The sequence below is a fragment of the Pontibacterium granulatum genome, from assembly GCF_029961155.1.
GTDB lineage: Bacteria > Pseudomonadota > Gammaproteobacteria > Pseudomonadales > Balneatricaceae > Pontibacterium > Pontibacterium granulatum.
Genome location: NZ_JASBRH010000006.1, coordinates 190,216 through 217,115, shown reverse-complemented (window position 1 = coordinate 217,115; position 26,900 = coordinate 190,216). Strand labels below are relative to the sequence as shown.

Genomic DNA, 26,900 nt, shown 5'->3' with positions numbered 1-26,900 from the left:
GGCTGGACTTACTGTTCCAGCCAGTAGATCACCCGGTCATTACCGCGGTAGCGACCAAAGATCGCGGTGGCGGATGGATTATCGTCGTGGGAGCCATCACCGTCCCAGTCAAACCGTAACCAATCGGGTACCGCATAGATATTGGTTATAGTTCCGGTATTACCCGCACCCGGTGCACTGTAAGTGAGATTAGCTTCACCTGAGGCGAGCGCGCTACCGATGGCCAGGTTGGTAGTACCGGAACCGATATCCACGTTTGTCACCACACCTTGTGCCAGCGCTGACTCGCCTTCCACCTGCAATACGATATTGCTTGTTGCAAACGGTGTGCAGCTATCATCAGCACTGGTCACGAAGTTGCTGCCATCAAAGTACTGAACAAATACCGGCTGATTCAGGGATGCGGTTTCAGGGCCGTAGGTATTCTGGATCTGCATACGACCGAAGCGGATCTCAGTATCACCCGCATCCGCATGGTCATTGCTTCCATCACCTGAATAGTCGATATTGAAGCTGTTCAGCTGAGCATCGCCGTCGTCTGGCGCAATGGCCACAATTACATTACTGTACGGGCCGTCCACCCCAGCACCACGCCCAAGCGATAAGTTAAGCGTTACTGTCCCCTGCCCCAAATCGGTTTCCCCCACGGCAGGCCAACTGAATGTAGTACTATCGACATTTTGTTGGCTACTCAGATCAGACAGAGTACCGCCAGATGGGTTATCCACAAGCACTAGTCCTAGTTCTGACTGCTGATCCAGCTTGGCAAATCCACCCGTATAGTTTTTGGTTTGCCCACCCGCGCTATTCTGTGCAGTAAGCTTGAATGTCGTCTGGAAATTTTCCCCCATATAGGAGAAATCCGACGCTGAACAACTGAGATCCGCTCGATTTGTGAGAACCACGTCGCTCAATACAAATCGGTCCGGATAGAAACGCCCGATTGCAGCACTGGTCGCATCAGGAATGGTATCAGCACCGAAATACGCGGGAGGCTGTGCCGTTATCGTAAACACCCCCACTTCGCTGACCGTCTGGGTATTGATCGTTGCTTCACCGTTCGAGGTGATACTGACGACAGGCACACCAAGATCACCCGTTTCACCTCCAGAAGGCGCAACAACACTGTGGGACAGTGGAATATCCTCTAACTTAAAGTTTGGTGTGGTGCCGTTATCGCAGTAATCCGCCGGACTGCTTTCTCCCGCCTGCCATTGGCGACCCGAAACTTTCAGTGCAAAATTTGCTCCTGCTGCAACAAACGCACTGCACGTGCTGTCTCCAGTTGCACAGGCCGCATTGGCATCCGTCGCTTCCACGCAGAGTCCTGCTGGTGCAACCGTAAATGCATTGCTACTGCCGGCAATACTTGCTTTAGTCGTTGCCCCTGTTACCGCTAATTCAGCTGCGGCGTGCACTTTGATCTGGCCCGCATCACTGTAATTCAGGTTCAACGTCGCCTGGCCACTTGAGTTAAACGATACAGGTACAGTTGTATAACCTTCTGCGGTGCTATCCACTGCTACACCGGCAACGGTCAGCGCATCCTGTGCCCGCGCACATGACGACGGGTCTTCACAACTGTATGCAAAAGTGACATCGACGTTGGCTGCAGGATTCGGCTGCAGTACAACACAACGACCGGTATCAGCATCGGTCTGGATCGCGCTTAAGGTGACGGCCACCCCGTCTTGACCTGAAATTTGTGCTGCGATGGTACTGAAACGAAACGCTGCATCAACGAATACGACAGATGGGTCTAACGACGCAGATTCCGATACGGGACCATCCGTCACATTGATATTGATGGTTTCCGGATTTGTATTCATCAATCCAAGAACCACCGAAGTTTCTGAGCCATCAAAGGTGTAGCGGCTTTCAGACAGCGAGCCATTGCCGGTTTTTAGCGACCAGCCATCCACAGGATTATCTGTTGAAAGCGTAATGGCAGTGCCGCTATCTGGCGTGACAGTATTGCCGGATGAGTCATACGCTGTGATCGTTACCTCAGCAGCTTCACAGGTCAGTGCCGGTGTTGTCACCGAGATTCCGTAGTGATCCACCGTGGAACCCACAGCACATTCACGATCGGAACCGTCCCAGTTTTTCTCATTGTTCTGGTTGCTGTAGATCGAGGCGATTCGGGCATCCGACAGGGTTTTGTCAAAGATCAGCAGCTCATCAAAATCACCGTTTGCTGAACGACCTGTGCCGGAGCCTGAGGTATAGGAGCTGCGGTTGTCACCGAGGTAAAAACTGAAGATATCGCCCAAGGTACCGGAAGTACTGCGCTCCACCACTTTTGAGCCATTCACGTAGGCCTTCATGACGTTGGTGGTATTGTCCATGCTCGCCGCAATATGCACCCAAGTCCCTGCTACAAACCCGAAAGAGGATGAACTTTTCTGGCGATAATCGCTGTCAGAGGTATTCTCAAAGCCAAACTCAACCTTACTGTCGCTCTCTTTAGCCAGGTAGTAGAAAATTTGGGAATCGGTTGCAGACGCGTCCATCAAAAGGCGAGTCAGGCCATCGTTCCAGGCATCGGTTGGCCGATACCAGAAGCTGACCGTGTGCTGACTTCCCAGGTCATTCAGGTCGACACCACTGTCGATCGCAAAAATATCGCTACTACTATTGTTATCACCTATATGACCTGCACGGCAGATCTTGCCATCCGCGATATTGGTTACGTTGCCTGAGGAGTTACTGCCGTTGACGATATCAACAATAGAGCCATGATTACCATTGCCACTGGTGTCCTTAATCTCGCCTTCTGCGCCACTCCAGTTGGTTTCATCGAAACGCAGGTCGACCCAAGGCTCAAGTGTTTCCGGCTCACAGACCTGCGCTTCTCGGCTACTGCCATCCGAGTTATTCCCAGCCTGTTCATTGCTATAGATTGCACTGATATCACTCGCACTCAGCGTACGATTATAGATTTTCAGCTCATCCATCAGGCCTTCAAAGGATTGTGAAGAGGAAAAACCACCACCATACGCATCCTGTTCCTGCCCCAGGACAAAAGCACTCTGGGGCACTGACAACGCACCACTTCCCAGATCGTCATCACACTCCTGCAGGGAGCCGTCCAGATAGAGGCAACCACGGGCTCCCTGACGGGTAAGCACCACGTGATGCCAAGTGCCATCGGTCATGCTACTGCTGCTATCCAGATTGACATCGTCGTCCTTAACCTGAAAGCGGATACGATGTTTGTTGACTAGGTAAATCTCCAACTCATCGTCGTCGGTATTGGACCCCAATGCTTGCAGGATCTCCTGCTGGCCTTTATTAACAGATGTTTTTATCCACAAGGCGACAGAAAAGTCGTTAAGCCCATCGGCAAGATTACGCGGCAAGCTTACCCAATCACCGGTTCCGTCTGCACTCAGATCCAGGGCCTTACCGATCACGCCATTGTCTGCAGTAGCTACCCCCATTGCAGCAGCGTTATAGCTTCCCGTTTCGTCCCTGAGCGTTGACTCAACGGTACACTCATCAAAGCGATATTCCGCAATGGGTTCCGCTACAACCACCATGTCTCCGCTGCAGATCTCGCCAAAGGCCGTGTTTGCCACCCCTGTTACGCTGTAGGTCACCGTTGATCCAGAGGATTTCAGTTTGACATCTTTGCCGCTCACTGCACCGACAACATCGCTTCCATGGCCGAGTTCGACATCTTTCAGGCTGTAGACAAAAGCCTTTACGTCATCGGTGTTCTTAAATTTGATGTCTCCTCTGGCAAGAATTAGCAGTTGCTCGGGATTACCATTGCTGTTTATCGTGCCTCGTCCTTCGGACTCAAATTTGTCATCGATAAACATACGTACTACGCCTGAAGCTGGCAGCTGTATATCGGAGTCCCACTGTATCTTCACATCATCGGTAACGTAGTAATCACCTGCTTCCATGATCAGTGTTGCCTGACCTTTCAGCTCAATATCCTTGTAGGTGCCCGGTGAAATCGTGCGGGTTTGCTTGTAATCAACATCAAAATCACTGCCGCCGCTGGAAATAAAACCACTAAAATCGATTTCCGGAGATGGACTGAAACTTGCGGTACACGTGGTGTCCACACAACTCACACCACCGGACTCATCCTTGATTTTGGCAGCATCAATTACGTTATCCGGGCTGTTGATAACCCTAGAGTTCCATTCAAACTTTACTTCTCCGCTATTACTGTGGCTTTGCACGCCATCCGGCCAGATTGCGGCACAACCCGTGGCGGCCGGTGGAGGAGGGGGAGGAGTGACAGGGCCTCCTCCGCAGAGGTCGCCAAAAGAGGCACTGGATAAAGCGGATGGCAAATAGGTTACTTTGGAGGACGAACTTTTTAATTCGACATTTTTACCGCTGACAGCACCGTTAACCTCGGCACGGTTGTGCAGACGTACGGTGTTTTTTGCATACACAAATCCAGTAACCGTCGTATTGCTGTGCAGCTCTATTTCATTGCGGCTGTAGATAATGATCCGGGAGGCATCCCCACCTGGATTAATATCGGCACCTGATTCCAACCGCCCTTTACCCTTCATAAGAATACGCACCACACCACTACCATTGATACGCAGTTGCGAATCGCTTCTCAGGTAAAGCGCCCCCCTTAAGCGGTAATCACCCGGCGTAAACGTTGCTACAGCACCGGAATCGAGACGAATATCGTCATAATTGCCTGGCAGTAAGGTACGGGATTGATTGTAACCAATAACAACATCGTTGTTATTGTTGGGAAAGGTGTTGTAATCCATCGACTCTGCGGCAGAGCCGGTATATCCACACGAAGTAGTGTTACAGCTGGAACCACCGGAACTATCATCCAACCGTTTGGTTTCGATGATATTATCGGGGCTGTCAATGACCTTGGCACCCCATTCAAAGAGTACCCGACCACTGTTGCTGTTGGTCTGAACGCCGTCAGGAAAAACCGCGCTACACGTTGGCGTGGCAGCATAGACTCCGTTGAGGCTGAACACCCAAAGCAAAAAGATCCAAACAGCTTGCTGAGACCTACACATCAGTTACCGATACTCCATAAATCCTATACAACGGAAAGCAATGTCAGCGCACAACCGCAAACAGTCAGCATAGACCTCATTGCGGGCTTTTTCAGCCGTAAAACATTAAACATTCCGTTGCTTGAGTTACATCAGGATATCGGCGGATTTGATCAGATATTGATGGTCAGTTTGTTGAGACCAAACTCTTCATCCAAACGGGCACCAATAACGTTCCCGGCCGCGAGATGGTGGGCATATTGCATGTGCAGGCAACGGACTTTATCCCAGTGGCGGATTCCGCCGATGCCGTACTGATTGAACAGGTCGGTAAAGCCCAATGCCTCGATACGCAGACGGTCTTCGTCGCGCATCAGTTTCCAGCGCAGATCCACATAGTCCTGCTGGTTGGCCAGAAAGGCTTCGCGCAACTCGGTGTTGGTTTCCAGCTCGGCTTCGATCTGTTTAACCCAACCGGAGGTTTCGATCTCGGCGATCGCCTGATAGAGGTCTTTGGAGGAGAGCCAGAACAGCGTTGGAAAGGGTTGGTCCTCCACCAGCGACTGCATCTGCAGCACCAGTGGCACACCGGAATCAGTTGCGACCGCCACACCGGCCAGACCACGCGGTTTACGGCCCAGTTGTTGTTCGATCAGTTCAAGTTGCTGTGCGGTTGGTTGAGACATGTGGATTCCGGTAATACTTCAGAGAAACAAGAGCGCTAGTATACCGCTAAACGTTGCCGTACTCCTCACCGGCACCCAACCAGCGCCGGATCATTGGCTCCACGTGCTGTGGATAACCCTGCATCTGACCTGCCACCTGTTTCACACGGGTAAGCAGGTCCCCGTCCCGTTGCAGGTCGGCGATCTTAAACTGCATCATGCCGGTCTGGCGCGTCCCCAGCACCTCACCCGGGCCACGCAGTTCCAAGTCTTTTTCGGCAATCCTGAAACCATCGGTGGTTTCACGCATCACCTTGAGACGTTCGCGCCCCTGCTTGGAGAGCGGCGCGTGATACATCAGCACACAGAAGCTTTCCACCGAACCACGACCGACACGGCCCCGCAGCTGGTGCAGCTGAGCCAGGCCCAACCGTTCCGGGTTCTCGATAATCATCACGCTGGCGTTAGGCACATCCACGCCCACCTCAATCACTGTGGTCGCCACCAGCAGATCCAGCTCTGCGGCTTTGAAACGTCCCATGACCTCGGCTTTTTCTGCCGGTTTCATGCGGCCGTGAACCAAGCCGATGCGCAGCTCCGGCAACGCTGCGACCAATTGTTCCGCTGTCACCTCAGCAGCCTGGCACTGCAGCGCCTCGGATTCCTCGATCAAGGTACACACCCAGTACACCTGGCGGCCTTCGCTACAGGCGGAACGTACCCGTTCGATCACCTGATTACGGCGCTCATCGCCGATTACCACGGTAGCGACCGGTGTTCGGCCTGGTGGTAGTTCGTCGATAATGGAGCAGTCCAGATCCGCATAGGCGCTCATGGTCAGCGTTCGTGGGATGGGGGTTGCTGTCATGATCAGTTGATGGGGGGACAGTTCGCCGTTACGGCCCTTTTCACGCAGGCTCAGGCGCTGGTGCACGCCAAAGCGGTGCTGTTCGTCCACCACCACCAATCCCAGATCATGAAAGACGACCTCGTCCTGGAACAGCGCATGGGTGCCGACAACAACACGAGCTTCCCCATTGCGGATCGCCTCTAGCTGGGCCTGGCGCTGCTTGCCCTTGAGCTTACCCGCCAGCCAAGCCACCTGGATACCCAGCGGCTCCAGCCAGGCGGTGAAGTTATTGAAGTGCTGTTCGGCAAGGATCTCGGTTGGCGCCATCACCGCCGCCTGGAAACCACTCTCCACCGCCTGCAATGCCGCCAGAGCTGCCACTACCGTTTTACCCGACCCCACGTCGCCCTGAACCAGACGCAACATCGGGTAGGGCTGGACAAGATCATGCCCCACCTCGGCACTGACACGCTGCTGCGCACCGGTCAACGGAAATGGCAGACCGTTGAGAAACGGCTGGACCAGTTCCCCTGTGAATCGCATCACCGGCGCACCTTGCTCACGGGTCTTGGCTCGCAGTTTTAGCAAAGAGAAGTGGTGAGCCAGCAGCTCTTCGAACGCCAGCCGACGCTGGGAAGGATGTTTGCCGTCCAGCAACAGGTGCTGATCCACCTCCGCAGGTGGATGATGCAGATAACGGATCGCATCGTTCAGTTCGGGCAAACGCCACTGTTGGCGGATGTTGTCAGGCAACAGCTCCTGCAGGCCCTGTTTGTCCAGATAGGTCAGCGCCTGACTGACCAGAGAGCGCAGGCGAGGCTGATGCAGGCCTTCGGTGGTTGGATACACCGGTGTCAGTGTCTCAGCCACCGGCACTAACGCATCGGAATCCACCTTGGTGTATTCGGGGTGCACCATCTCCAGCCCGGCCGCGCCGGTGCGTGCTTCGGAAAAGCAGCGCACACGGATACCCGGCCTCAGGCTGTTTTTCTGGGCTGCGTTGAAGTGAAAAAAGCGCAGGGTCAGGGTACCAGTACCATCCTGGATTCGACACAACAGGCTTCTACGTCGCCCCTGCACCACATCAGAGACTTTGATCTCACCCTCAACCACGCACTCATCACCCGGGCGCAACGAGCCGATTGGCACGATACGGGTGCGGTCCTGATAGCGCAACGGCAAGTGGAATAGCAGGTCTTGCAGGGTATGAATTGCCAGGCGCTCCAGTTTCAGCGCCAATGCTGTACCGACCCCTTTCAGGTCGGTTACAGGTATCTCGGCCAATGGCAGGGACATCAGTTGTCGTTAACTCCCAGCAGGTGACAACGGCCGATCGCCTGAACCAGTACATCGATGGCCTGTGGACGCGGGAAGCTGGCGCGCCAGGCAACCGCCACGGTACGGCGTGGTCCCGGTGCCTTGAACGGACGGGTCACCACCATCTCAGATTTGTAGTGGGTGTTTTTCACCGCAGACGACGGCAACACGCTGGCACCCAGGCCGGATGCCACCATCATGCGGATGGTTTCCAGCGAGCTGCCTTCCATGACGGTGTGCTGCTCGTGCATCGACTGGTTGAGGGTCGGACAGGCTTCCAAAACCTGATCACGGAAGCAGTGACCTTCGCCCAGCAACAACAACTGGGTCTCAGAAAGAGACTGGCTATCGATCTCTTTGGTGGACGCCCATGGGTGTTCCGCTGGCAGCAACATCTCGAAGCTTTCGTCGTACAGCTCGCGCGTCAGTACATCGGGTTCATGAAACGGCATGGCAATAATGATCGCATCCAGCTCGCCGTTACGGATCTTCAGGCGCAGATTCTCAGTAAAGTTCTCTTCGATGTAGAGCGGCATCTGCGGCGCCAGCGACTGCACCTCCGGCACCAGATGCGGAAACAGGTACGGGCCGATGGTGTAGATCGCACCGACACGCAGCGGGCTCTTGAGCTGGTCTTTGCCTTCGTGGGCCAAGTCCTTGATCGCTTCCGCCTGCTCCAGTACACGCTGCGCCTGCTGCACGATCTTATCCCCCACCGGGGTGACCTTTACAGAGTTTTTACTACGCTCAAACAGGGGAATGCCCAGCTCTTCTTCCAGCTTTTTCACCGCAATCGACAGGGTGGGCTGGCTGACAAAACAACGTTCAGCGGCGCGGCCGAAGTGTTGCTCTCTGGCAAGGGTCACGATATAACGCAATTCAGTGAGGGTCATTCCTGAGACTTCCTTTCATAATCACCAGACGGAGAGAGTGATGCCGAAGCAATCAGTTCTGATCGCCGGATGTGGCGATGTTGGTTGTCAGCTAGGACTTAACTTACTAGATCAAGGTCTGGAGGTATACGGTCTTCGCCGTAATATAAACCAGCTCCCCGACGGCATCCAAGGGATCCAGGCTGATTTGGGCGACCCTGACAGTCTAAAAGGCCTGCCCGCAGTTACTATTGTAGTGTATGCCGTTGCCGCATCGCGCCATGATGAGTCCGGCTACCGGGCCGCCTACTGCGATGGTCTGACACACCTGCTCAAAGCCCTTCCGGAGCCTCCCAAACATCTTTTCTTCACCTCCAGCACCTCGGTGTATCACCAGAACGACAGCGGCTGGGTGGATGAAACCAGCCCGACCGAACCAACCGGCTTTTCCGGTCAGGTGATGCTGGAAGCGGAACATATTGCCCTGCATGCCCGTGTACCAGCCACCGTGGTGCGTTTTAGCGGTATCTACGGACCGGGGCGAAACCACTTACTGAATCAGGTCAGAAGCGGCCGTAGCGCGCCCGAGCAACCACCTCTTTTCAGCAACCGTATCCACCGTGACGACTGTGCCGATGTGCTGACCCATCTGATCAACCGTTCTCTGACCGGCCATCCCCTCGCACGGATCTATCTGGCCAGCGACGACGAGCCGGCACCCATGCATGAGGTATCGGCCTGGTTAGCGGCGCAAATGGGTGTGGAAATCACAGATCGTAGTGCAACACGGCGGGCGGGGAGTAAGCGTTGCAGTAACCGGCTGCTGCGGGCAACCGGTTACAACTTCCGCTATCCCAGCTATCGGGATGGGTATGCAGCGATATTGAGCAATGACAAGGGAACCTGCGAATAAGTCCGAGACTTTCTCTGCGGGCGATAAAACGGCTTTATGCGCGAAAGGAAGTGCAGTGGAATGACCGGTCCTTTCCAAGCTTCCTGACAAAGCAGAAAGCTGTTTTAGCGCCCGCCCTCAGGGGCATTCAGAGGCGTTTCGAGCTTGTTCGCAGGTTCCTCAGTCGTCGATGTGCTCGTCACGCAGCTGTGGGTCGATGTTGGCCGGCAGCGGGGTGTGTTTGTAGTACTGGTAGCGGTTAAAGCGGTACTCGATCAGGCGGAAGATGCCGATCATCGCAGCCCCGATCACCAGGTAAACCAGACCGGCCGCCATAAACATCTCCAGCGGCGTATAGGTACGGGCGATAATCGTACGTGCCATACCGGTCAGATCCAGCAGTGTGATGGTAGACGCCAGTGCACTGCCTTTCAGCATCAGTACCATCTCGTTTCCGTACGCCGGCAGTGCGATACCAAAGGCACGCGGCAGTACGATTCGACGGATCATCAGCGGTGGGCTCATACCCATCGCTTTCGCGGCTTCAATTTCGCCTTTCGGAATCGCCTGGATCGCACCACGGAACAGCTCGGCGCTGTAGGCTGCTGTATTCAGGGTGAAGGCGATAATCGCACACCAGTACGGCTCTTTCAGCACAACCCAAAGTGCCGACTCTTTTACCGCATCAAACTGGGACGCACCGTAGTAGATCAGGAAGATCTGCACCAGCAACGGCGTACCACGGAAGAAAAAGATGTAGGCAAACGGCAGAGCACGCACCCAGAAGTTATCGGATGAACGCGCCAGCGAAATCGGCACGGCCAGTGCCAGCCCCATCAGCCCGGAAACCAGTACCAGCTCAAGCGTCAGCCAGGCACCGTCCAGCAGACGGGGTAGATATTCGATAATGATGCCCCATTCCCAACTCATGCGCGTGCTCCTTTGCCTGCCGGATCAGCACGGCGTTCCAGAAATTGAGTGGTCAACGTGGCCAGTACGGTCAGTCCCAGGTAGATCAGGGCCGCCGCCATGTAGAAGGTAAACGGCTCTTTGGTGGAGCCGGATGCAACATAGGCCTGTCGCATCAGGTCGTTCAGGCCAACAACAGACACCAGCGCGGTATCTTTCAGCAGGACCTGGAACAAGTTACCCAGCCCTGGAATCGCCAGACGCCAGAGCTGCGGCAGGATAATCCGGAAGAAGGTCTGCACGGGGCTCATGCCAAAGGCATAGGCCGATTCCCATTGTCCTTTCGGGATGGCCAGCATCGCCATACGAAACACTTCGGTGGCATAGGCACCAAAGGCGACCGACAGCGCACCCACACCTGCGATGAAGGGACTGATTTCGATATATTCGTCGTAGCCGAAGAAGCCCATAAACCACATCAGCAGCTGCGAGCCACCGAAGTAGAGCGTCAGTACCAGCAGCAGCTCTGGGATACCACGTACCAGCGTGGTGTAGAGCGTGGCCATGTAACGCAGGACACGAAACGGGGAAAGTTTAGCGGCAGCGCCCATCAAACCGAACATCAGGCCGAATACGAGACTGGCCAGAGCCAGCTGTACCGTCACCCATGTGCCGGAGACGAGGAGGTGCCCAAATCCTTGCAGATCCATGTAATTAACCGGATTGTGGCAGGGACAGCCATTCAGCCATCCCCGCGGTCAGATCAGTAGATGGAGAACGGGAAGTACTTCGCGTTGATCTCCGCGTAAGTACCGTTTTCAACGATCGCTTTCAGCGCGTCGTTGAAACGTGCGCGCCATTTGTCGCCTTTGCGCAGCGCGATACCGATCTTGTCGTTGATGTCGATGTCAGCGCCTTTGAATTCAAAGCCGGTGCCCGCATCGGTCTGCAGCCAGTCGTATGCCGGGAATTTGTCAGACAGCAGTACGTCCAGACGACCGGCGTTCAGGTCCAGGTACGCATTGTCCTGAGTGTCGTACAACTTAACGCTGGCAATGTCGCCCAGGTTGTCTTCCAGGTACTGACCGGCGATGGTTGCACGCTGTGCACCGATGGTCAGGCCTTTCAGACCGTCTTTGCTGGTGTCTACAGAGTTGCCTTTAGCCGCTACGAATGCCAGTACGTTGGAGTAGTAAGGATCGGAGAAGTCAACCACGCGCTGACGCTCTTCCGTGATGGACATAGAAGCGATGATCGCATCGTATTTGCGCGCACGCAGACCCGGGATGATACCGTCCCAGTCCTGAGCTACGATTTCGCAATCCGCTTTCATCTCTGCACACAGTGCACGTGCGATATCAACGTCGAAACCTTCCAGCTCGCCCTGCGCGTTCACCATGTTGAATGGCGCGTACGCACCTTCAGTTGCAATACGCAGCTTGTCGCCAGCAATTGCCTGGGATCCCATCATCAGGGAGCCTGCCATAAGCGCTACCGCGCCGATCAGCTTCTGCAGTTTCATCTCTACTATCTCTCTTTTGAGTTTATTGTTGTTTGTTTTGTTACTGATGACTGGACATAAAGTCCTGCACACGCTGGGACTTAGGCGCTTCGAAGACCTGTTCGGCCGTTCCGCACTCTTCCACCTGTCCCTGATGCAGGAAAATTACTTGTGAAGACACATCGCGAGCAAATCGCATCTCGTGCGTTACGATCAGCATTGTGCGGCCTTCATCAGCCAGATCACGCATAACACTCAGCACTTCGTTCACCAGTTCCGGGTCGAGTGCTGAAGTGGGTTCATCAAACAGCAGCAGTTGTGGATCCATCGCCAGTGTCCGGGCGATCGCAATACGCTGTTGCTGACCACCGGACAGGTTGCCCGGATAGACATCCTGCTTCTCGTACAGACCGACCTTGCGTAGCAGTTCCTGCGCACGGACCACAGCCTGATCTTTTGGCTGCTTCAGTACGTGAATCGGGGATTCGATGATGTTCTGTAGGATTGTTTTGTGCGGCCACAGATTGAACTGCTGGAACACAAACCCGATGCGCGAGCGCATCTTTTCGAGTTGTTTGCGGTCAGCAGCCACCAGCGCGCCGTCTTTGGCAGGCTTTAGGGCCAGCTCTTCTCCGCCAACGCGGATCTGTCCCTGATTTGGACGCTCAAGTAAGTTGATACAGCGCAGCAGCGTACTCTTGCCGGAGCCACTGGAGCCCAGGATGGAGACTACGTCGCCTTCGTTGGCGGTCAGGGAGACCCCTTTCAGGACCTCAATCGCACCGTACGATTTGTGGATATCAACAAGCTCAAGTGCCGGTTGCTGGTTGATCATAATCTGATTCCTAAGCCATGTCTGACGCGCTTGTTAACACGTTCCTGGCGGTCAACTGCCGGGGGTCACCCACGCAGGATTAGAAACACTTATTTCCCATAAGAAATAAAAGAGGTCAATTCTGACGGATATTTATTAAAAGCGCAATTGGCGACCATAGAGTCATATGCCTGCAACAATAGTGCGATATGCGTCACGTTATAAACAGTTATACGTCAGATAGAGGGTAGCTGGAAAATACAAAAAACAGTAAATTCCGCTGAATGTGGGTGTGTTTACGCACGATTGTGAGGGGCAGACGGAAGACAACAGCCCTGATTGAGGCTGCTGTCGGTCAGATCGCTATCAGCGGGCGAAATCGTCCAGCAGGGCTTGTTGGGCGGAGAACGGTTCTTCACCTTCCGCCGGATGCGCCTGTGTATAACTACCGTCGGCGTGCAGGTCCCATGCCTGGGTATTATCCATCATGTAGTAATCCAGCTCTTTCTTCATACGCTCCGCGTTTTTGCCAAACAGCTGGAAGCCGGTTTCTACACGGTTGAGCATGTTACGTTCCATCCAGTCGGCACTCGCCGCAAATACTTCCGGCTTGCCGTTGTTGGCGAAGTAGCATACGCGGGTATGCTCCAGGAAACGGCCGATAATGGAGCGGACACGGATATTCTCTGACAGATCCGGGATACCCGGACGCAGCCGACACATGCCGCGGATTATCAGATCGATTTTCACACCTGCACGGGATGCTTCGTACAGCGCACGAATCAGCTTCGGCTCGGTCAGGCCATTGACCTTCACCATGATATGCGCGTCTTTACCTGACTTGGCCAGACGCGTCTCACGCTGGATCAGTTCGATCATTTTGGCGTGCAGGGTGAACGGTGCGTTGTACAACTTCTTCAGCTTCTGGATCTTGCCCATACCGGTCAGCTGCTGGAACACCTTGTGTACGTCTTCACCCACTTCCTGATCGGCGGTGAGGAAACTGTAGTCGGTGTACAGACGTGCAGTACCGGAGTGGTAGTTACCGGTGCCCAGATGAGAGTACCGCACCAGCGTGTTTCCTTCCTGGCGAACAATCAGCATCGCCTTGGCGTGACACTTATACCCCACCACACCGTATACAACCAGACAGCCGGCTTCCTGCAGGCGGCTGGCCAGGTGCAGGTTACTTTCTTCATCGAAGCGGGCACGCAGCTCGATCACCACGGTGACCTCTTTTCCGCTACGGGCTGCTTCCACCAGCGCGTTAACAATGTCGGACTTCACACCGGTACGGTACAGCGTCTGCTTGATCGCCACTACATTAGGGTCTTTGGCAGACTGACGCAGCAGATCAACTACAGGTGTGAAGGACTGAAACGGGTGCAGCAACAGTTGGTCACTCTGATTCAGTGCCGTGAAAATATCCTTCTGGTCCTTCAGTTTGCCCGGAATACCCGGTGAGAAAGGGTTGTAGCGCAGGTCGTTGCGCTCCACCAGATCACGTACCGCCATCATGCGGGTCAGGTTCACCGGACCATTGACACGGTAGGTCTGGCTTTCATCCAGCGTGTATTCGCGTTGCAGGAAGCTGATCAACTCTTCCGGTGTGCGACTGTCCACCTCAAGGCGAACCGCATCGCCGTATTTACGCGAGTGCAGCTCACCACGCAGGGTGTTGGCCAGATCTTCAATCTCTTCAAAGTCGAAGGTCAGGTCGGCATTTCGGGTGATACGGAACTGGAAGCATCCCTTCACCTTCATACCCGGGAACAGGTCATCGGCAAATTCGTGGATAAGGGAGGAAAGGAAGATCAGGTGATCCCCTTCCCCTTCACAGATCTCATCCGGCAGGCGCACCAAACGCGGCAATGAGCGCGGCGCCGGGATGATCGCCATACCGGTCTGACGCCCAAAGGCGTCTTTACCATCCAACTCCACGATAAAGTTGAGGCTTTTGTTGACCAAACGTGGGAACGGGTGTGACGGATCCAAACCAACCGGGCTGATTACCGGTACCACGTTGTTCTCGAAGTACTGACGGATCCACTCACGCTGTTCGTCGGTCCACAGACGGCGGCGCAGGAAATGGATACCTTCCGCTTCCATCTCAGGGAACAGGATCTCGTTGAGGATCTGGTACTGGCGTTCGATCTGGGCGTGGCAAATCTCGGAGATGCGGCTGATGATTTTTTCCGGGTGCATCGCATCCGGGCCCACCGCTTCACGGCCATACTTCAACTGATGCAGTTGTTCGGCCACACGAATCTCAAAGAACTCGTCCAGGTTGCTGGAGAAGATCAGCAGAAACATCAGCCGCTCCAGCAGCGGGTGCTTCTCATCCAATGCCTGTTCCAGCACACGGATGTTGAACTGCAGGTGGCTCAATTCACGGTTGATATATAGCTCGGGGGCCTTGAGGTCAACCGGTGTCTCTTCCACCGGTTCGGTGGTAGGTACACTCTCACGGCTTTCCAGCAGGGCTGCTGCCGCATCGTTGCACTGTACGGTGGTCTCTTCAACCATTACTCAAACTCCTTTCTGATCAGCAGCCCTATTGGATTTTAGCTACTGATTACTCATTCATCAGCTGCGCGGCGCGTTTCGCAAAGTAGGTCAGTACACCGTCGGCACCCGCGCGCTTGAAGGCAATCAACGATTCCATCATCACGGACTTCTCATCCAGCCAGCCGTTCTGGAACGCGGCCATATGCATCGCGTATTCACCGCTGACCTGGTACACAAAGGTCGGCGCTGACAGCTCCTCCTTCACCCGGCGTACGATATCAAGATACGGCATACCCGGTTTAACCATCACCATATCAGCCCCCTCAGCCAGATCCATCGCCACTTCATGCAGGGCTTCGTCACTGTTGGCCGGGTCCATCTGGTAGTTGAATTTATTGCCCTTACCCAGATTACCTGCGGAGCCCACTGCATCACGGAACGGGCCGTAGTAAGCACTTGCGTACTTAGCAGCATACGACATGATGCGGGTATTCACGTGACCGTTGCTTTCCAGCTCGTCACGGATGGAGCCGATACGGCCGTCCATCATGTCACTGGGCGCAACGATGTCCGCACCGGCTTCCGCATGGGACAATGCCTGTTGTACCAGCGTATCCACGGTGCGGTCGTTCAGCACGTAACCGTTCTCATCGATGATGCCGTCCTGGCCGTGGGTGGTAAACGGATCCAGCGCCACATCGGTGATCACGCCCAGTTCAGGACAGGCATCTTTCAGCGCTTTAACCGTACGCTGTGCCAGACCATCCGGGTTGTAAGCTTCTTCGGCAAATTCAGATTTAACATTCAGCGGGGTCACCGGGAACAACGCCACCGCTGGTACGCCCAGGGAAACCAGCTCTTTGGCTTCCTTCACCAGTAGATCGATACTCATGCGCTCTACGCCTGGCATAGACGGTACGATCTCGGTTTCGTTCTGGCCCTCAATCACAAACACCGGGTAGATCAGATCATCCGGGGTCAGAGTATTTTCCCGCATCAGACGGCGGGAGAAATCATCAGCACGCATACGGCGCATGCGGGTCTCAGGGTAGAAACGCTGGCTATTGTTAAAGGCCACGGGCAACATCCTTCTTTCGCACGAGATTGGACTCGAAAAACATGACAGAAATATGACTCCACTGCCTTACTTGACGGTTGTTCATTCGATAACCTGATCGGTGGCAATGAAAATCAGCGCGGCGCCCCTTACGATACGCAACCCGACAGAACCTGCCGGACCAGAGGGCGCGTGGTGTTAATCCAAATCTTAACGTAATCTGGTGTTAAGTAGTTAGCGTATTGTCCTATCGGCCCGGTCATACCTGTGGCGTAATGACGGTTGTCATAATTACAGGTCATGCTATCTGATCAGGCTATACACGTTTCAGTTCAAGAGAGGATCTCAGCATGAAAAAAGTTGCGGTAATTCTGGCAGGATGCGGTGTTTTTGATGGATCAGAGATCTACGAATCGGTCCTGACCCTGCTACGCATCGAGCAGAACGGCGCACGTTATCAGTGCATGGCACCCAACATTGAGCAGCTGCACGTTATCGATCACCTCAAAGGTGAAGAAGCGAATGAGAGTCGCAATGTGTTGGTAGAAGCTGCCCGTCTGGCGCGTGGCGATATTCTTGATCTGGCCGAGGCGAATCCGGACGACTACGATGCGCTGATTATTCCGGGCGGATTTGGCGCCGCAAAAAACCTCAGTAATTTCGCAGTGGAAGGCGCCAACTGCAGCGTGAACGAGGATGTTGCCCGCTTCAGCAAGGCGATACATGGAGCCGGTAAGCCGGTGGGCCTGATCTGTATTGCTCCCGCCATGACTCCGTTGTTGTTTGGCGAAGGCACCACCTGCACTATCGGCACTGATGCTGACACCGCAGCCGCGATCGAAGCGATGGGTGGCAAGCACCAGGCCTGCCCTGTGGACGAGATGGTGATAGATCAAGACAAGAAAGTCGTGACCACCCCGGCTTATATGCTGGCCGGTTCGATCTCTGAAGCAGCCTCCGGCATTAACAAGTTGGTTGATGCTGTTGTGGGGATGGCCTGATAGAATCCCCATCCTCACCCGGGGCACGGAAACAACCGTGCTCCGATACAGGAAGTAGTTATGTTGTATCGCCGTCGTATGCGCAACCTGATCAGGATGATCTGCCTGTCCACACTCCTAGTCACCGCGCATGCAGCTGCCGAAACCTTAGTGCTCGCCCAGCTCAGCGATCGCCCCAAGAAAGACTTCAAACAACTGCGCCCAATGGCAAAGTACGTCGCCCAACACCTGGGTCACGTGGGCATCACCCGCGCGGAAGTGCGCCTGTTTTCAGAACTGGACGAACTGATTGAAGCAGTCAAGAAAGGCGAAGTTCACTGGGTGACAGAAACCCCGTACAGCGCCGCAGTTCTGGTGCATGAAGCAGATGCGATCCCCCTGCTGATGAAGTGGAAGTCCCGCCAGCAGCGCTATCAGACCCTGATCTACACCCACAAGGACTCTGGCCTGCGAAACCTGGCCGATCTTACCGGCAAGCGGATTGCATTTGAGCATAACAACTCTTTCAGCAGCTATTACCTTCCGCGCATGATCCTCGAGAAACACGGCCAGAGCCTGAACTTTATTCACAGTCTGCATGCCGCGCGGGACAGCAACAAGGTCAACCACCTGTTCAGCCGCAACGAGAAGAACAACCTGCTCTGGGTGCACAAGCGCCTGGTGGAGGCCGGTGCCCTTAACGATGGCGACTGGCAAAATCCTGACCGGGTGCCAGACGCGCTGAAATCGGAGTTGCGCATTATCTACCGCTCCGAACCTTATCCCCGGGCGCTGGAGCTGGTCAGCAGCAAGCTCAGTGCGGAACGGGCCGCAGCCTTGAAAGCCCTGTTGCTTGGCATGACCTCTGACAGCCACGGTAAGTTGCTGTCGCGGTACGAACAAACCAGCGGATTTGAAACACTGAACGAAGACGTCCCCAAACTGCTGGCTGAGATCTACAACAACAGCCGAAACTGGTCAGAATGAAGCACTCCATCGCAACCCGTTACGGCATTCTGCTGGCTGTCATGACCGCACTGGTAGGCTGTTGTGTGCTGTTGGTAAATATCTTCTATCTGGAGCGTTATGCTCACGCAGCTATCGACGAGGGGCAACAGCACCTGACAGAAGCGGTGGAAAAGCAACTGATCCGCGATGCACAATTGGTGGCGGAATCCCTCGCCAGCAACCTGGATGCGGCGGTTTACAGCTCCGACTTCAGCGCTATTCAGGAGCAGCTGGAAGCACTGTCACACAATACCAATGTAGCCTACACCTACATTCACGACGCAAGCGGCAGGGTTATTCACGACGGTAGTGCCGAGCTACACAACTTCGGCCGTCATATCAGCGAGCTTTTGCCGCCCGGCCTGCCGGTCATGCTGGACGCAGATACCCGAAAGATCGGCCAGTACATCCATGTCGCCCAACCGATCCGATCCGGTGAAACCACCTTCGCAGTGTTGCGTATCGCCATCACCTACACCGAGGCCGAAACAGATATCCGCGAGATGAGCGCCGACCTGGCTTTGCAGAGTCGGGAGCTGCGCAACAATATTATTGTCACTTCACTCTCTATCATCATCCTGCTGCTCGCCTCAGCGATGGCTCTGGTGTTCTTCCTCTCCCAGCACCTGTTATCCCCTATCCGCAGACTCGTAGACCATTGTCGCCGCTATACCGCTGGCGAAAACCAAATCCGCTTCAAGCTGGAGCGGGCAGATGAGTTTGGTCTTCTGGGCGATGCCCTGGAGGAGATGAAAGACTCCATCAACCTCTCGCGTAGCCAGGTGGAGCGCCTCGCTTATCACGACGCCCTGACCCAACTGCCCAACCGGCGTATGTTCAACGAAGAACTCAACAAGATGCTGAGCTGGGCCGACCGCCACAACAACCAGGTTGCCGTACTGTTTATCGATCTGGATCACTTCAAGCGGGTAAACGACGTTGCCGGGCACGAGGTTGGGGATAAGTTGCTGATCCAGGCAGCCAACCGTTTGACCAATCTACTGGTCACCGAAGCCGAAAGCATTGACTTCCCGGTACCGGAAAGCCTGTTGCTGGCCCGCCTGGGCGGCGATGAATTTGTAATGATGTTGCCCAATTGCAAAGACCGTTCGCAGATCAGTCGGATCGCCACGCGTATTGCCGATGTGCTCGACCACAGCTTCACCATTGAAGACCGACGCTACACCGTCTCAGCCAGCGTCGGCATAACCCTGTTCCCGGAACACGGCCGCAGCGTAACCGAACTGCTAAAACAAGCCGACATCGCCATGTATGCCGCAAAGCATTCCGGCCGCAAACGCCACCGCTTCTTTGAGCCGCAGATGAACAATGAAGTAATCAGCAAGATGCTTATCCAGCAGGATGTGCGTGATGCGATGCAAAGAGGCGAACTGAAGCTGGCCTACCAACCGATTGTGGACATAGTGAGTAACGAGATCATCGGCGCCGAAGCGCTGCTGCGCTGGGAACATCCCGAGCAGGGCCCAATCGCCCCAGATACCTTTATCCCACTGATCGAAAAAACCGACCAGATCATGCCGCTGACCCTGTGGACTCTCGAGCACGCCTGCCACGACCTGATCCAGCAGATCATACCCCGTCGCAGCCACTTTAAGCTGTCGGTCAACATCTCCGGTGCCGTGCTACGCGAACCTGCAATCCAGGACGCCATACACAACATCATTCAACGCGCTCAGCTGCCCGCGCACACCCTGCATCTGGAGCTGACCGAAACCAGTATGATGGAAAACATCCAATCCTGCGCCGATACCCTGCAAGCCTGGAAGCAGATGGGCGCCGCTATCTGGATCGACGACTTCGGCACCGGCTACTCCTCCCTCAGCTACCTGCACTCGTTGCCGATCGACGGTCTGAAGATCGATCGCAGCTTTATCGCCGAGTTGGACCAGGGCCAAGGCGATCAGGTGATCGAAACCATTATCACCATGGCTAATGCCATGGGACTCAAAACCGTCTGTGAAGGGATCGAGACCGAATCCCAACAGCACTTTGTGCACAACCGCGGCGGTGACTACGCCCAGGGTTACCTGTACGCCAAACCAGCACCACTCAAACAGCTGCTGAAGCTCTTGGACAAGGAAACACTCTATGAACCGCTCTAACGCACTGCTGCTGTTAGGCAGTGCCTGCCTGTTCGCCTCGACCGCGGTCGACGCAGGATGGGAGATCAAAACCGATCTGAAATACACCGATGGAGCTACCTCCGACGTCACAACCTACGACGGCGGCTCTTTCGACAAACGTAAGATCAAGCAGAAGCGCAAAGCCGAAGTCGATACCCAGGTCACCTACACCGCCGAGAGCCGCGTACCCGAACTGGAATATATCGGTCGCGTTGGCCACCTGTTCAAGCGGAACAAGGACCGTAACCTGCAGCTGAAAGAGGACGGTAGCCTCAAGAAAGACAAGACCCGCACGGAGTTCGACCGCATCACCTATGCTGGCCTTGGCCTGCGTTACGACACCGGTCGCTTTCTGGGTGCCGATCGCTGGCTGCTGAAGGCACGATACGACCGTTACCTGCATGTATCCTACGGCGCCTATATGCTGCACGAAGATGCCAAAGCCCGTAGCGGCGACCTGAAGGGCTACGAGTGGGCGGTCAAAGCAACCGGCGAATACTCAACCCCGTCACCCGCCCTCTATCTGCATCCGTTTATTGAGTACAAGCAGGAGCGTCTGAGCCTGTGGCACGATGACAAGCGCAATAAGATGCAGGATGCGGAGATGGAACAGCAATACGAAGCAGGCCTATTCCTTAGCTGGATTACACCTGTAGACGGTTGGGAACTGACAGCCGGTCCATTCTGGCAGCGAGAACTGGACGCCGAGCGCGCCGAAGACGCTATCGACTGGACATGGGACGATGACGAGCGCTGGATCGCCCACCTAAAGCTGGAATACGAAGCGCCGATCAGCGGTTTCGAGATGGAGATTGCCGTAGAGCAGCACCTGAACGGCGGGGACGATGGCGAGCGCCGCTACAACCTGGAGCTCAGCTACGAGTTCTGAACACTGCCGAAGAGCACGACATACAGGGGCTGACTCGCCTCTGTTTCACCTCAACTGTCTTTCACATCCAGATACCCCCGCTGGATCACCGTTTCCAGTGCATTGGCGGCGGCCACCAGCTCGTCGTAGGTTTCCCGACACACCTTAAGCTGACGGATCTGCTCGGGCGTCGGCAGGCTGTTGCCTGAGAGCTTTGCCACCTCCAGCAGCTCAGACACATACTGCGCCCGCGCTTCAGCAACCATGCCCAGCATCGGTTTAAGGTCTTCCAACGCCAACTCGGGAATTGCCGGGTTCAACACCGCACGATTTACTTCGCGGCGGTATTTGTCCAGTTGCATCAACAGGCGGTTGTTTTCCATACCCATAAAACGTCTCCTTAAGATGGGGTCATCGCAATGCGAGGGGGCTGCGTTCGCAAATAAGCTTTATGCCAGCGTAGACCAGATTTCTGCGTGCGTTGCATTTACCAAAAGAATATTTATACGGGTTTGATTCAACTCAGGTGACGCGCCTGTTTAGCGCGTGCCGCCCGCCCCATACTCAGCCGGTAAAGTACCGGTACCACAATCAGCGTCAGGATGGTTGAAAACACCAAGCCACTGACGATCGCCGTTGCCACCGGTCCCCAGATGAGCGAGTGACCGCCCAACCCGGTCGCCAGCGAGAACAGCCCCGCAATGGTGGTCAGTGAGGTGATCAGGATAGGAATCACCCGTCGGCGTGCGGCATAGAGAGTGGAGTGCAGTAAGCTCATGCCCGAGTCCAAACGGGCATTGGCCGCCGAGATCAGTACAATCGCCGCGTTGACCGCGATCCCCGCCAGCGCCACGATGCCATAGAGGGTAAACAGGCTAAGCGGGTTGTTGGTCAGCAGCAGCCCCACCAGCACGCCTGTAAAGGCCATGGGGACCGTCACCAAAATCATAAGAGGCTGCCAATAGCTGCTGAACTGGGTTCCCAAGATCAGGTACATCAAGCCCAGGCCAAACAGAAACAGCACCTGAATCGAATCGAGACTTTCCTGGATGTCGTCCAGCTCGCCACTCATATCCAGGTCGATATTGGGGAAACGCTGGCGGTACACCGCATCCCATTCATCCAGCAGCAGTTGGTTGGCCGTAACCGTATCCAGGCCACCTTCAACGATATCCGCCTCCACAGTGATCGCACGACGGAAGTTATAGTGGCGGATATTGCCCAAACTTTCTTCGCGGCTGTAATGCACCAGCTCCGCCAGCGGTATCAGCCCGCCGCCCGGTATTGGCAGTTGCGCCTGCAGCAGTTGATCAATCTCAGCCAGTGGCGTTGGCAGCGCCCGCACCCGCACCTCGACTTTTTCGCCGTCATGCTGCATATCCGCAACCACCTCACCATCCACCAGCAGCTGCACGGCCCGCATCACATCCAGAGGATTTAACCCGGCCCGGGTGATCGCATCGTAGTCAGGCGTCATATTGAGGGTCATGCGGCCACCACCAGCATCATCGCTGATATCGATGATATCCGGCTGGCTATTCAGAAAAGTTTTCAGTGCGTTCGCCGCCGCACGTATCTCGGCATAGTCATCCCCTCGCACCTTCACACTGATTGGCTTGGAGGTGGGAGGCCCGCCCGCCAATCGCAGAAAGGATATATTCATCGGCCCCGGCACCGCCGTTACATCACTGCGCATGGCTGCGATCAACGCATCCACCGAACGGTTCTCTTCGGTTTTTGGCTTCAGGCCCACCAATACCTGCGCATAGTGATCACCAAAGAACGGTTCGGTCTCGGTAAACATCTGCCCGGCATAGACGGTGATCGCGCGTACATCTTCGCCGTTAAGGTACTTGCGTACCCGCTGCTCAATCTCCTCGCCTTTCGCCAGACTGTGCTGCAACGGCGTACCCGGTGGCATCTCGATATTCACATAAAAGATACGCAGTGGGTCAGATGCAAAGTAATCCATCTTGATCTTCCCCAGCGCCAGCAGGCTGAAAGCAGAACCGCAAAACAGCATCACCATTACCAGGGTGATCAGCGGACGGCGGATCGCCCGGATCAGGAAGCGGATATAGAAGATCTGTACCTTGCGGGTCAGGTTTTCACGCAGACGCTGGGAACGGGTTGGCTTCTCAAAGCTGATCTTTGCCACGACCACATGTGCAGGCAGCATCCAGAACGCTTCGATCAGGCTAATCGCCAGGGCGATGGTCACCACCATCGGGATCACACGCATAAAGTCGCCCAAGATACCCGGCAGCAGCATCAACGGAAGGAAGGCGGCCATGGTGGTCAGTACCGCCGTGCTAACCGGTCGCCCAACCTCACGCAACGCCGCAATAGCCGCATGGATCGGCTGCTCACCCTGCTGCAGGCGGTAGTAGATCGCCTCTACAATCACCACCGCATCGTCCACCAGCATCCCCAGTACGATCACCACCCCCAGCAGAACAGTCACATTGAGGGTTTCGCCGATACTCCACAGCACCCAGAAGGTACCCGCCAGAATAAACGGGATGCCGATGGCTGTGAGCAATGCGATGCGCGCGCCCAGAAACAGCCATGCCACAGCCATCACCAGCAGCAGACCGATCAGGGCGTTGTTCTGCATCAGACCAATCGCTTCCTGGGTCATGATGGTCTGGTCGTCGATCAGCACCAGTTCGACGCCCGTTGCTCCCTTCAGTTGATTGCGCTGTTCCATGTAAAGCTTGATACGCTCCACCAACTCCAGGGTGTTGGCATCGTCCTTTTTCATGATTGGCATCACGATCGCAGGACGCCCATCCACACTGGCATCCTGCCGTGCCTTTTCACGCCCCCAGGTCACCTGGGCGACACGCTGCAGTTCAACTTCACCACCGAGCCCCACCAAGGGTAGCTTTTTGACCACATCCGGGTCAGCATCCCGCCCCGCCAGGCGCACCAACCAGGACTGCTGCCCCACATTGACGCTACCGGCGCTGATATCACGGAACCACTGGCGCACTGTATCGGCGAGCTGCACCGGGCTGATACCCAGCGTCTGGATCAGTTGCGGATCAAAGTTCACCTGGATCTCGGGGTCGTCCAACCCAACGGGGTCAACCCGATCGACGCCCTTCAACTTCTCCAGGTCCTTTTCGATGTTGCGGGCCTGCACACGCAAATTTTCATCGTCCTGCCCGGCTACAACCGCCAGGGTGGCACTGGGGAAGGAGCTGGAGCTGGTCAGCTCCAGCACATAGGGATCGGTCGCCGCTTCCGGCAGGTCACTTTCGGCGTTCTGTATTTCGCGCCGCAGGTCGGTGAGGTGTTTATCGAAGGTGTCTTCATCGATGTCTTCAAACCGAACGAGCAGGCTGGAGACGTTCTCGCGGGAGTTCGACGAGACAAAGCGCATATCGGGAATGTTGCGGATCGCATCTTCCAGCGGCAGCGTCACCCGCTGCTCCACATCCTGCGCCGATGCCCCAGGCAGCACCGTGGTGATCGCAATCCAGTTGAAGTTGATGGTCGGATCCTGCTGGCGCGGCAGCATGTTGTAGGCGATAAACCCGATCACCAATACCAACACAAAAGTCAGGTTGGCGAGCACATGGTTATTCAGCAGGCGCTGCAACATCAGCCGACTCCAATCGCTCTATCGCCTCACCATCTTGCACGCTGTGCTGCCCCTCAATGATCAACTCGGTATCGGCGGGCAACTCTACCCGCAACGCCTGACCTTCCAACGCATCCGGCAGGGCAAGAAATTTCGCCTTGCCCTGATGCCACATCATCACTCCCATCACACCTTCACGTTTCACCGCATACTGGGCAGGGATCTGTTGCTGATGGTTGCGCCAGACCAGGCGGCCACTGGCACCGGTCAGCGCGGGTTTTGCCGTAAAGCGCATCCGCACCTCGCGGGTACGGGTCTGCGTGTTGATCAGCGGTAGCTCAACGCGCAGCGTTACCGGATAACGCGTCTTCTCACTCAGAAAGTAGGGCTCTTCGGCATTTTTTAGGGAAGCCAATAGTTTAGGTGGGATCTGTACGGAGAGCTCCGGCAGCGCATCGCTCAACACCTTCACCAGTGGTGTGCCGATCGATGCCAGACTGCCCAGCATCGCAGGGCGTTCGGTTACCATCCCGGAAAACGGCGCATGGATATCACAACGGGACACCCGCAGTTTGGCGTTATCCACAGCCGCAACCGCCGACCGGCGTTCCGCCTGCAACGCCCTCAGCTCGGCCCGGCGCTGATCACGCAGTTCTTCTGATGCATTACGCTGCTTAACCAGTTTCTCCGCCCGTTGCAGCTGCTGACGCGCCAATACCAGACGCGCATCCAAGGCTGAGAGCGCCGACGAGGCCTGGGATTGAGCCAACTGGTAATCACTGCACTCCAGCTTTACCAGAGTCTGCCCTTGAGCAACCTTGTCCCCCACCCTCACCGGCACCTCCTGCACCCGTCCTTCGATCTGGGCGCTCAGCAGGCTGTGGTCGTAGCTCACTACCGTCGCGGGGGCACTCTCTTCAACCACAAACGCAAGCTCAGCCACGGTCGCTGTGCGCACTGAAGCGGCCTGTACGGGAAATGTTGTCAGGAGGAAGAAAAGGGATGAGGCGATCACGGCACCGGGGTTCATAACTGTTCCTTCAGTAAAGATGCCTTTGACTGTACTACAAAGGCCAGGCACAAAAAAACCGCGGCCGGTTTCCCGACAGCGGTTTTAATCAGAACTTAAAAGTACGGCTTACAGGCGCACTTCAATCCCTTTGTCACGCATGTACTGCTTAGCTTCAGGGACAGTGTATTCATTGAAGTGGAAGATAGACGCTGCCAGTACCGCATCCGCCTTGCCTTCGATACAGCCTTCCACCAAGTGGTCCAGGTTACCCACACCACCGGAGGCAATCACCGGTACGTTAACCGCTTCGCTGATCGCGCGGGTTACGCCAATATCGTAGCCGTTCTTCACGCCGTCCTGATCCATGGACGTCAGTAGGATTTCACCGGCACCCAGTGCAACCATCTTCTTCGCCCACTCAACCGCGTCCAGACCGGTTGGCTTGCGGCCGCCGTGGGTAAAGATCTCCCACTTGTCCTCTTCGCCCGGCTGGCTAACTTTCTTGGCGTCGATCGCCACTACGATGCACTGGGATCCGAAACGCTCCGCGGCTTCACGTACGAAGTCCGGATTCTTCACCGCTGCACTGTTGATGGAGACCTTATCGGCACCGGCGTTCAGCATGGTGCGGATATCGTCACAGGTACGGATGCCACCGCCGACGGTCAGTGGGATAAAAACCTGGGACGCCATTTTTTCCACGGTGTGGACCATGGTGTCACGGCCTTCGTGGGTTGCGGTGATGTCCAGGAAGGTGATCTCGTCCGCGCCCTGTTCATCGTAGCGCTTGGCTACCTCAACCGGATCACCGGCGTCGCGGATATCTACAAACTGTACACCCTTCACGACGCGACCGTTTTCCACGTCCAGACACGGGATAATACGTTTTGCCAGAGCCATGTTAATACCTATTC

Annotated in this window: 19 protein-coding genes; 5 read left to right on the top strand and 14 right to left on the bottom strand. The window is 55.5% G+C overall.

Annotated features, from left to right (window positions below; genetic code table 11):
- Positions 1-8: 8 nt before the first annotated feature.
- The 4 genes from QKW35_RS08060 to QKW35_RS08045 form a co-directional block, all read right to left on the bottom strand.
- Positions 9-5,021 (bottom strand): LamG domain-containing protein, encoded by a 5,013-nt coding sequence (locus QKW35_RS08060; RefSeq protein WP_282352160.1) that lies wholly within the window; start codon positions 5,019-5,021, stop codon positions 9-11.
- A 152-nt stretch (positions 5,022-5,173) separates the two neighbouring features.
- Entirely contained in the window at positions 5,174-5,686 is a 513-nt protein-coding gene (locus QKW35_RS08055; RefSeq protein ID WP_282352158.1) for a DUF501 domain-containing protein, read from the bottom strand.
- 46 nt (positions 5,687-5,732) lie between these two features.
- Complete coding sequence (gene recG / locus QKW35_RS08050) at positions 5,733-7,811, bottom strand: ATP-dependent DNA helicase RecG (protein WP_282352156.1); 2,079 nt, start codon at positions 7,809-7,811, stop codon at positions 5,733-5,735.
- Entirely contained in the window at positions 7,811-8,725 is a 915-nt protein-coding gene (locus QKW35_RS08045; RefSeq protein WP_282352155.1) for a hydrogen peroxide-inducible genes activator, read from the bottom strand. Before QKW35_RS08045 ends, recG begins: the two co-directional genes overlap by 1 nt.
- 40 nt (positions 8,726-8,765) lie before the next feature.
- On the opposite strand from QKW35_RS08045, the gene QKW35_RS08040 reads away from it, so the two are divergent.
- Positions 8,766-9,617: an SDR family oxidoreductase gene (locus tag QKW35_RS08040; RefSeq protein WP_282352154.1), complete on the top strand. Its 852-nt coding sequence runs from the start codon at positions 8,766-8,768 to the stop codon at positions 9,615-9,617.
- A 159-nt stretch (positions 9,618-9,776) separates the two neighbouring features.
- On the opposite strand, the gene QKW35_RS08035 is transcribed toward QKW35_RS08040, so the two are convergent.
- The 6 genes from QKW35_RS08035 to hemB form a co-directional block, all read right to left on the bottom strand.
- Positions 9,777-10,526: an ABC transporter permease gene (locus QKW35_RS08035; RefSeq protein WP_282352153.1), complete on the bottom strand. Its 750-nt coding sequence runs from the start codon at positions 10,524-10,526 to the stop codon at positions 9,777-9,779.
- Complete coding sequence (locus tag QKW35_RS08030) at positions 10,523-11,215, bottom strand: ABC transporter permease (RefSeq protein WP_282352151.1); 693 nt, start codon at positions 11,213-11,215, stop codon at positions 10,523-10,525. The genes QKW35_RS08035 and QKW35_RS08030 overlap by 4 nt, the downstream gene beginning before the upstream one ends.
- A 53-nt stretch (positions 11,216-11,268) precedes the next feature.
- On the bottom strand, positions 11,269-12,027 hold the full coding sequence (locus tag QKW35_RS08025; protein ID WP_282352150.1) for an ABC transporter substrate-binding protein: 759 nt from the start codon (positions 12,025-12,027) through the stop codon (positions 11,269-11,271).
- Between the two features lie 40 nt (positions 12,028-12,067).
- Entirely contained in the window at positions 12,068-12,841 is a 774-nt protein-coding gene (locus QKW35_RS08020) for an ABC transporter ATP-binding protein (protein ID WP_282352149.1), read from the bottom strand.
- A gap of 345 nt (positions 12,842-13,186) precedes the next feature.
- Positions 13,187-15,346 (bottom strand): polyphosphate kinase 1, encoded by a 2,160-nt coding sequence (ppk1, locus tag QKW35_RS08015; protein WP_282352147.1) that lies wholly within the window; start codon positions 15,344-15,346, stop codon positions 13,187-13,189.
- A gap of 49 nt (positions 15,347-15,395) precedes the next feature.
- Positions 15,396-16,406 (bottom strand): porphobilinogen synthase, encoded by a 1,011-nt coding sequence (gene hemB / locus QKW35_RS08010; RefSeq protein WP_282352146.1) that lies wholly within the window; start codon positions 16,404-16,406, stop codon positions 15,396-15,398.
- A gap of 329 nt (positions 16,407-16,735) precedes the next feature.
- Between hemB and elbB the strand changes: the two genes are divergently transcribed.
- The 4 genes from elbB to QKW35_RS07990 are packed head-to-tail and all read left to right on the top strand — an operon-like array spanning position 16,736 to position 21,406.
- Positions 16,736-17,386 (top strand): isoprenoid biosynthesis glyoxalase ElbB, encoded by a 651-nt coding sequence (gene elbB / locus QKW35_RS08005; RefSeq protein WP_282352144.1) that lies wholly within the window; start codon positions 16,736-16,738, stop codon positions 17,384-17,386.
- A 60-nt stretch (positions 17,387-17,446) separates the two neighbouring features.
- Positions 17,447-18,352 (top strand): phosphate/phosphite/phosphonate ABC transporter substrate-binding protein, encoded by a 906-nt coding sequence (locus QKW35_RS08000; protein ID WP_282352142.1) that lies wholly within the window; start codon positions 17,447-17,449, stop codon positions 18,350-18,352.
- Positions 18,349-20,496: a putative bifunctional diguanylate cyclase/phosphodiesterase gene (locus tag QKW35_RS07995; RefSeq protein WP_282352140.1), complete on the top strand. Its 2,148-nt coding sequence runs from the start codon at positions 18,349-18,351 to the stop codon at positions 20,494-20,496. The genes QKW35_RS08000 and QKW35_RS07995 overlap by 4 nt, the downstream gene beginning before the upstream one ends.
- Positions 20,483-21,406, top strand: coding sequence for a hypothetical protein (locus QKW35_RS07990; protein WP_282352138.1), 924 nt, complete (start codon positions 20,483-20,485; stop codon positions 21,404-21,406). The genes QKW35_RS07995 and QKW35_RS07990 overlap by 14 nt, the downstream gene beginning before the upstream one ends.
- 50 nt (positions 21,407-21,456) lie before the next feature.
- Here QKW35_RS07990 and QKW35_RS07985 read toward each other — a convergent pair whose 3' ends face one another.
- From QKW35_RS07985 to hisF, 4 genes are all read right to left on the bottom strand, one after another.
- A complete protein-coding gene (locus QKW35_RS07985) occupies positions 21,457-21,774 on the bottom strand; it encodes a hypothetical protein (RefSeq protein WP_282352137.1) in 318 nt (105 codons plus the stop codon).
- A gap of 128 nt (positions 21,775-21,902) precedes the next feature.
- On the bottom strand, positions 21,903-24,995 hold the full coding sequence (locus tag QKW35_RS07980; protein WP_282352136.1) for an efflux RND transporter permease subunit: 3,093 nt from the start codon (positions 24,993-24,995) through the stop codon (positions 21,903-21,905).
- The gene (locus QKW35_RS07975) at positions 24,973-26,004 is read right to left on the bottom strand and encodes an efflux RND transporter periplasmic adaptor subunit (RefSeq protein ID WP_282352134.1); all 1,032 of its coding nucleotides are present in this window, start codon (positions 26,002-26,004) and stop codon (positions 24,973-24,975) included. Before QKW35_RS07975 ends, QKW35_RS07980 begins: the two co-directional genes overlap by 23 nt.
- A gap of 108 nt (positions 26,005-26,112) precedes the next feature.
- Positions 26,113-26,886 carry an imidazole glycerol phosphate synthase subunit HisF gene (hisF, locus tag QKW35_RS07970; RefSeq protein ID WP_282352132.1) on the bottom strand — a complete coding sequence of 258 codons (774 nt, stop codon included), beginning with the start codon at positions 26,884-26,886 and terminating at the stop codon, positions 26,113-26,115.
- Between the last annotated feature and the right edge of the window lie 14 nt (positions 26,887-26,900).

What these genes read in the sequence shown, in the direction of transcription:
- elbB (WP_282352144.1), top strand. Translation starts at nt 16,736, where the DNA reads ATGAAAAAAGTTGCGGTAATTCTGGCAGGATGCGGTGTTTTTGATGGA.
- QKW35_RS07990 (WP_282352138.1), top strand. Translation starts at nt 20,483, where the DNA reads ATGAACCGCTCTAACGCACTGCTGCTGTTAGGCAGTGCCTGCCTGTTC.
- QKW35_RS08035 (WP_282352153.1), bottom strand. Translation starts at nt 10,526, where the DNA reads ATGAGTTGGGAATGGGGCATCATTATCGAATATCTACCCCGTCTGCTG.
- QKW35_RS08045 (WP_282352155.1), bottom strand. Translation starts at nt 8,725, where the DNA reads ATGACCCTCACTGAATTGCGTTATATCGTGACCCTTGCCAGAGAGCAA.
- QKW35_RS08055 (WP_282352158.1), bottom strand. Translation starts at nt 5,686, where the DNA reads ATGTCTCAACCAACCGCACAGCAACTTGAACTGATCGAACAACAACTG.
- QKW35_RS08025 (WP_282352150.1), bottom strand. Translation starts at nt 12,027, where the DNA reads ATGAAACTGCAGAAGCTGATCGGCGCGGTAGCGCTTATGGCAGGCTCC.
- recG (WP_282352156.1), bottom strand. Translation starts at nt 7,811, where the DNA reads ATGTCCCTGCCATTGGCCGAGATACCTGTAACCGACCTGAAAGGGGTC.
- QKW35_RS08030 (WP_282352151.1), bottom strand. Translation starts at nt 11,215, where the DNA reads ATGGATCTGCAAGGATTTGGGCACCTCCTCGTCTCCGGCACATGGGTG.
- QKW35_RS07985 (WP_282352137.1), bottom strand. Translation starts at nt 21,774, where the DNA reads ATGGGTATGGAAAACAACCGCCTGTTGATGCAACTGGACAAATACCGC.
- QKW35_RS08040 (WP_282352154.1), top strand. Translation starts at nt 8,766, where the DNA reads ATGCCGAAGCAATCAGTTCTGATCGCCGGATGTGGCGATGTTGGTTGT.
- QKW35_RS07995 (WP_282352140.1), top strand. Translation starts at nt 18,349, where the DNA reads ATGAAGCACTCCATCGCAACCCGTTACGGCATTCTGCTGGCTGTCATG.
- QKW35_RS08000 (WP_282352142.1), top strand. Translation starts at nt 17,447, where the DNA reads ATGTTGTATCGCCGTCGTATGCGCAACCTGATCAGGATGATCTGCCTG.
- QKW35_RS07975 (WP_282352134.1), bottom strand. Translation starts at nt 26,004, where the DNA reads ATGAACCCCGGTGCCGTGATCGCCTCATCCCTTTTCTTCCTCCTGACA.
- QKW35_RS08060 (WP_282352160.1), bottom strand. Translation starts at nt 5,021, where the DNA reads ATGTGTAGGTCTCAGCAAGCTGTTTGGATCTTTTTGCTTTGGGTGTTC.
- QKW35_RS07980 (WP_282352136.1), bottom strand. Translation starts at nt 24,995, where the DNA reads ATGTTGCAGCGCCTGCTGAATAACCATGTGCTCGCCAACCTGACTTTT.
- QKW35_RS08020 (WP_282352149.1), bottom strand. Translation starts at nt 12,841, where the DNA reads ATGATCAACCAGCAACCGGCACTTGAGCTTGTTGATATCCACAAATCG.
- ppk1 (WP_282352147.1), bottom strand. Translation starts at nt 15,346, where the DNA reads ATGGTTGAAGAGACCACCGTACAGTGCAACGATGCGGCAGCAGCCCTG.
- hisF (WP_282352132.1), bottom strand. Translation starts at nt 26,886, where the DNA reads ATGGCTCTGGCAAAACGTATTATCCCGTGTCTGGACGTGGAAAACGGT.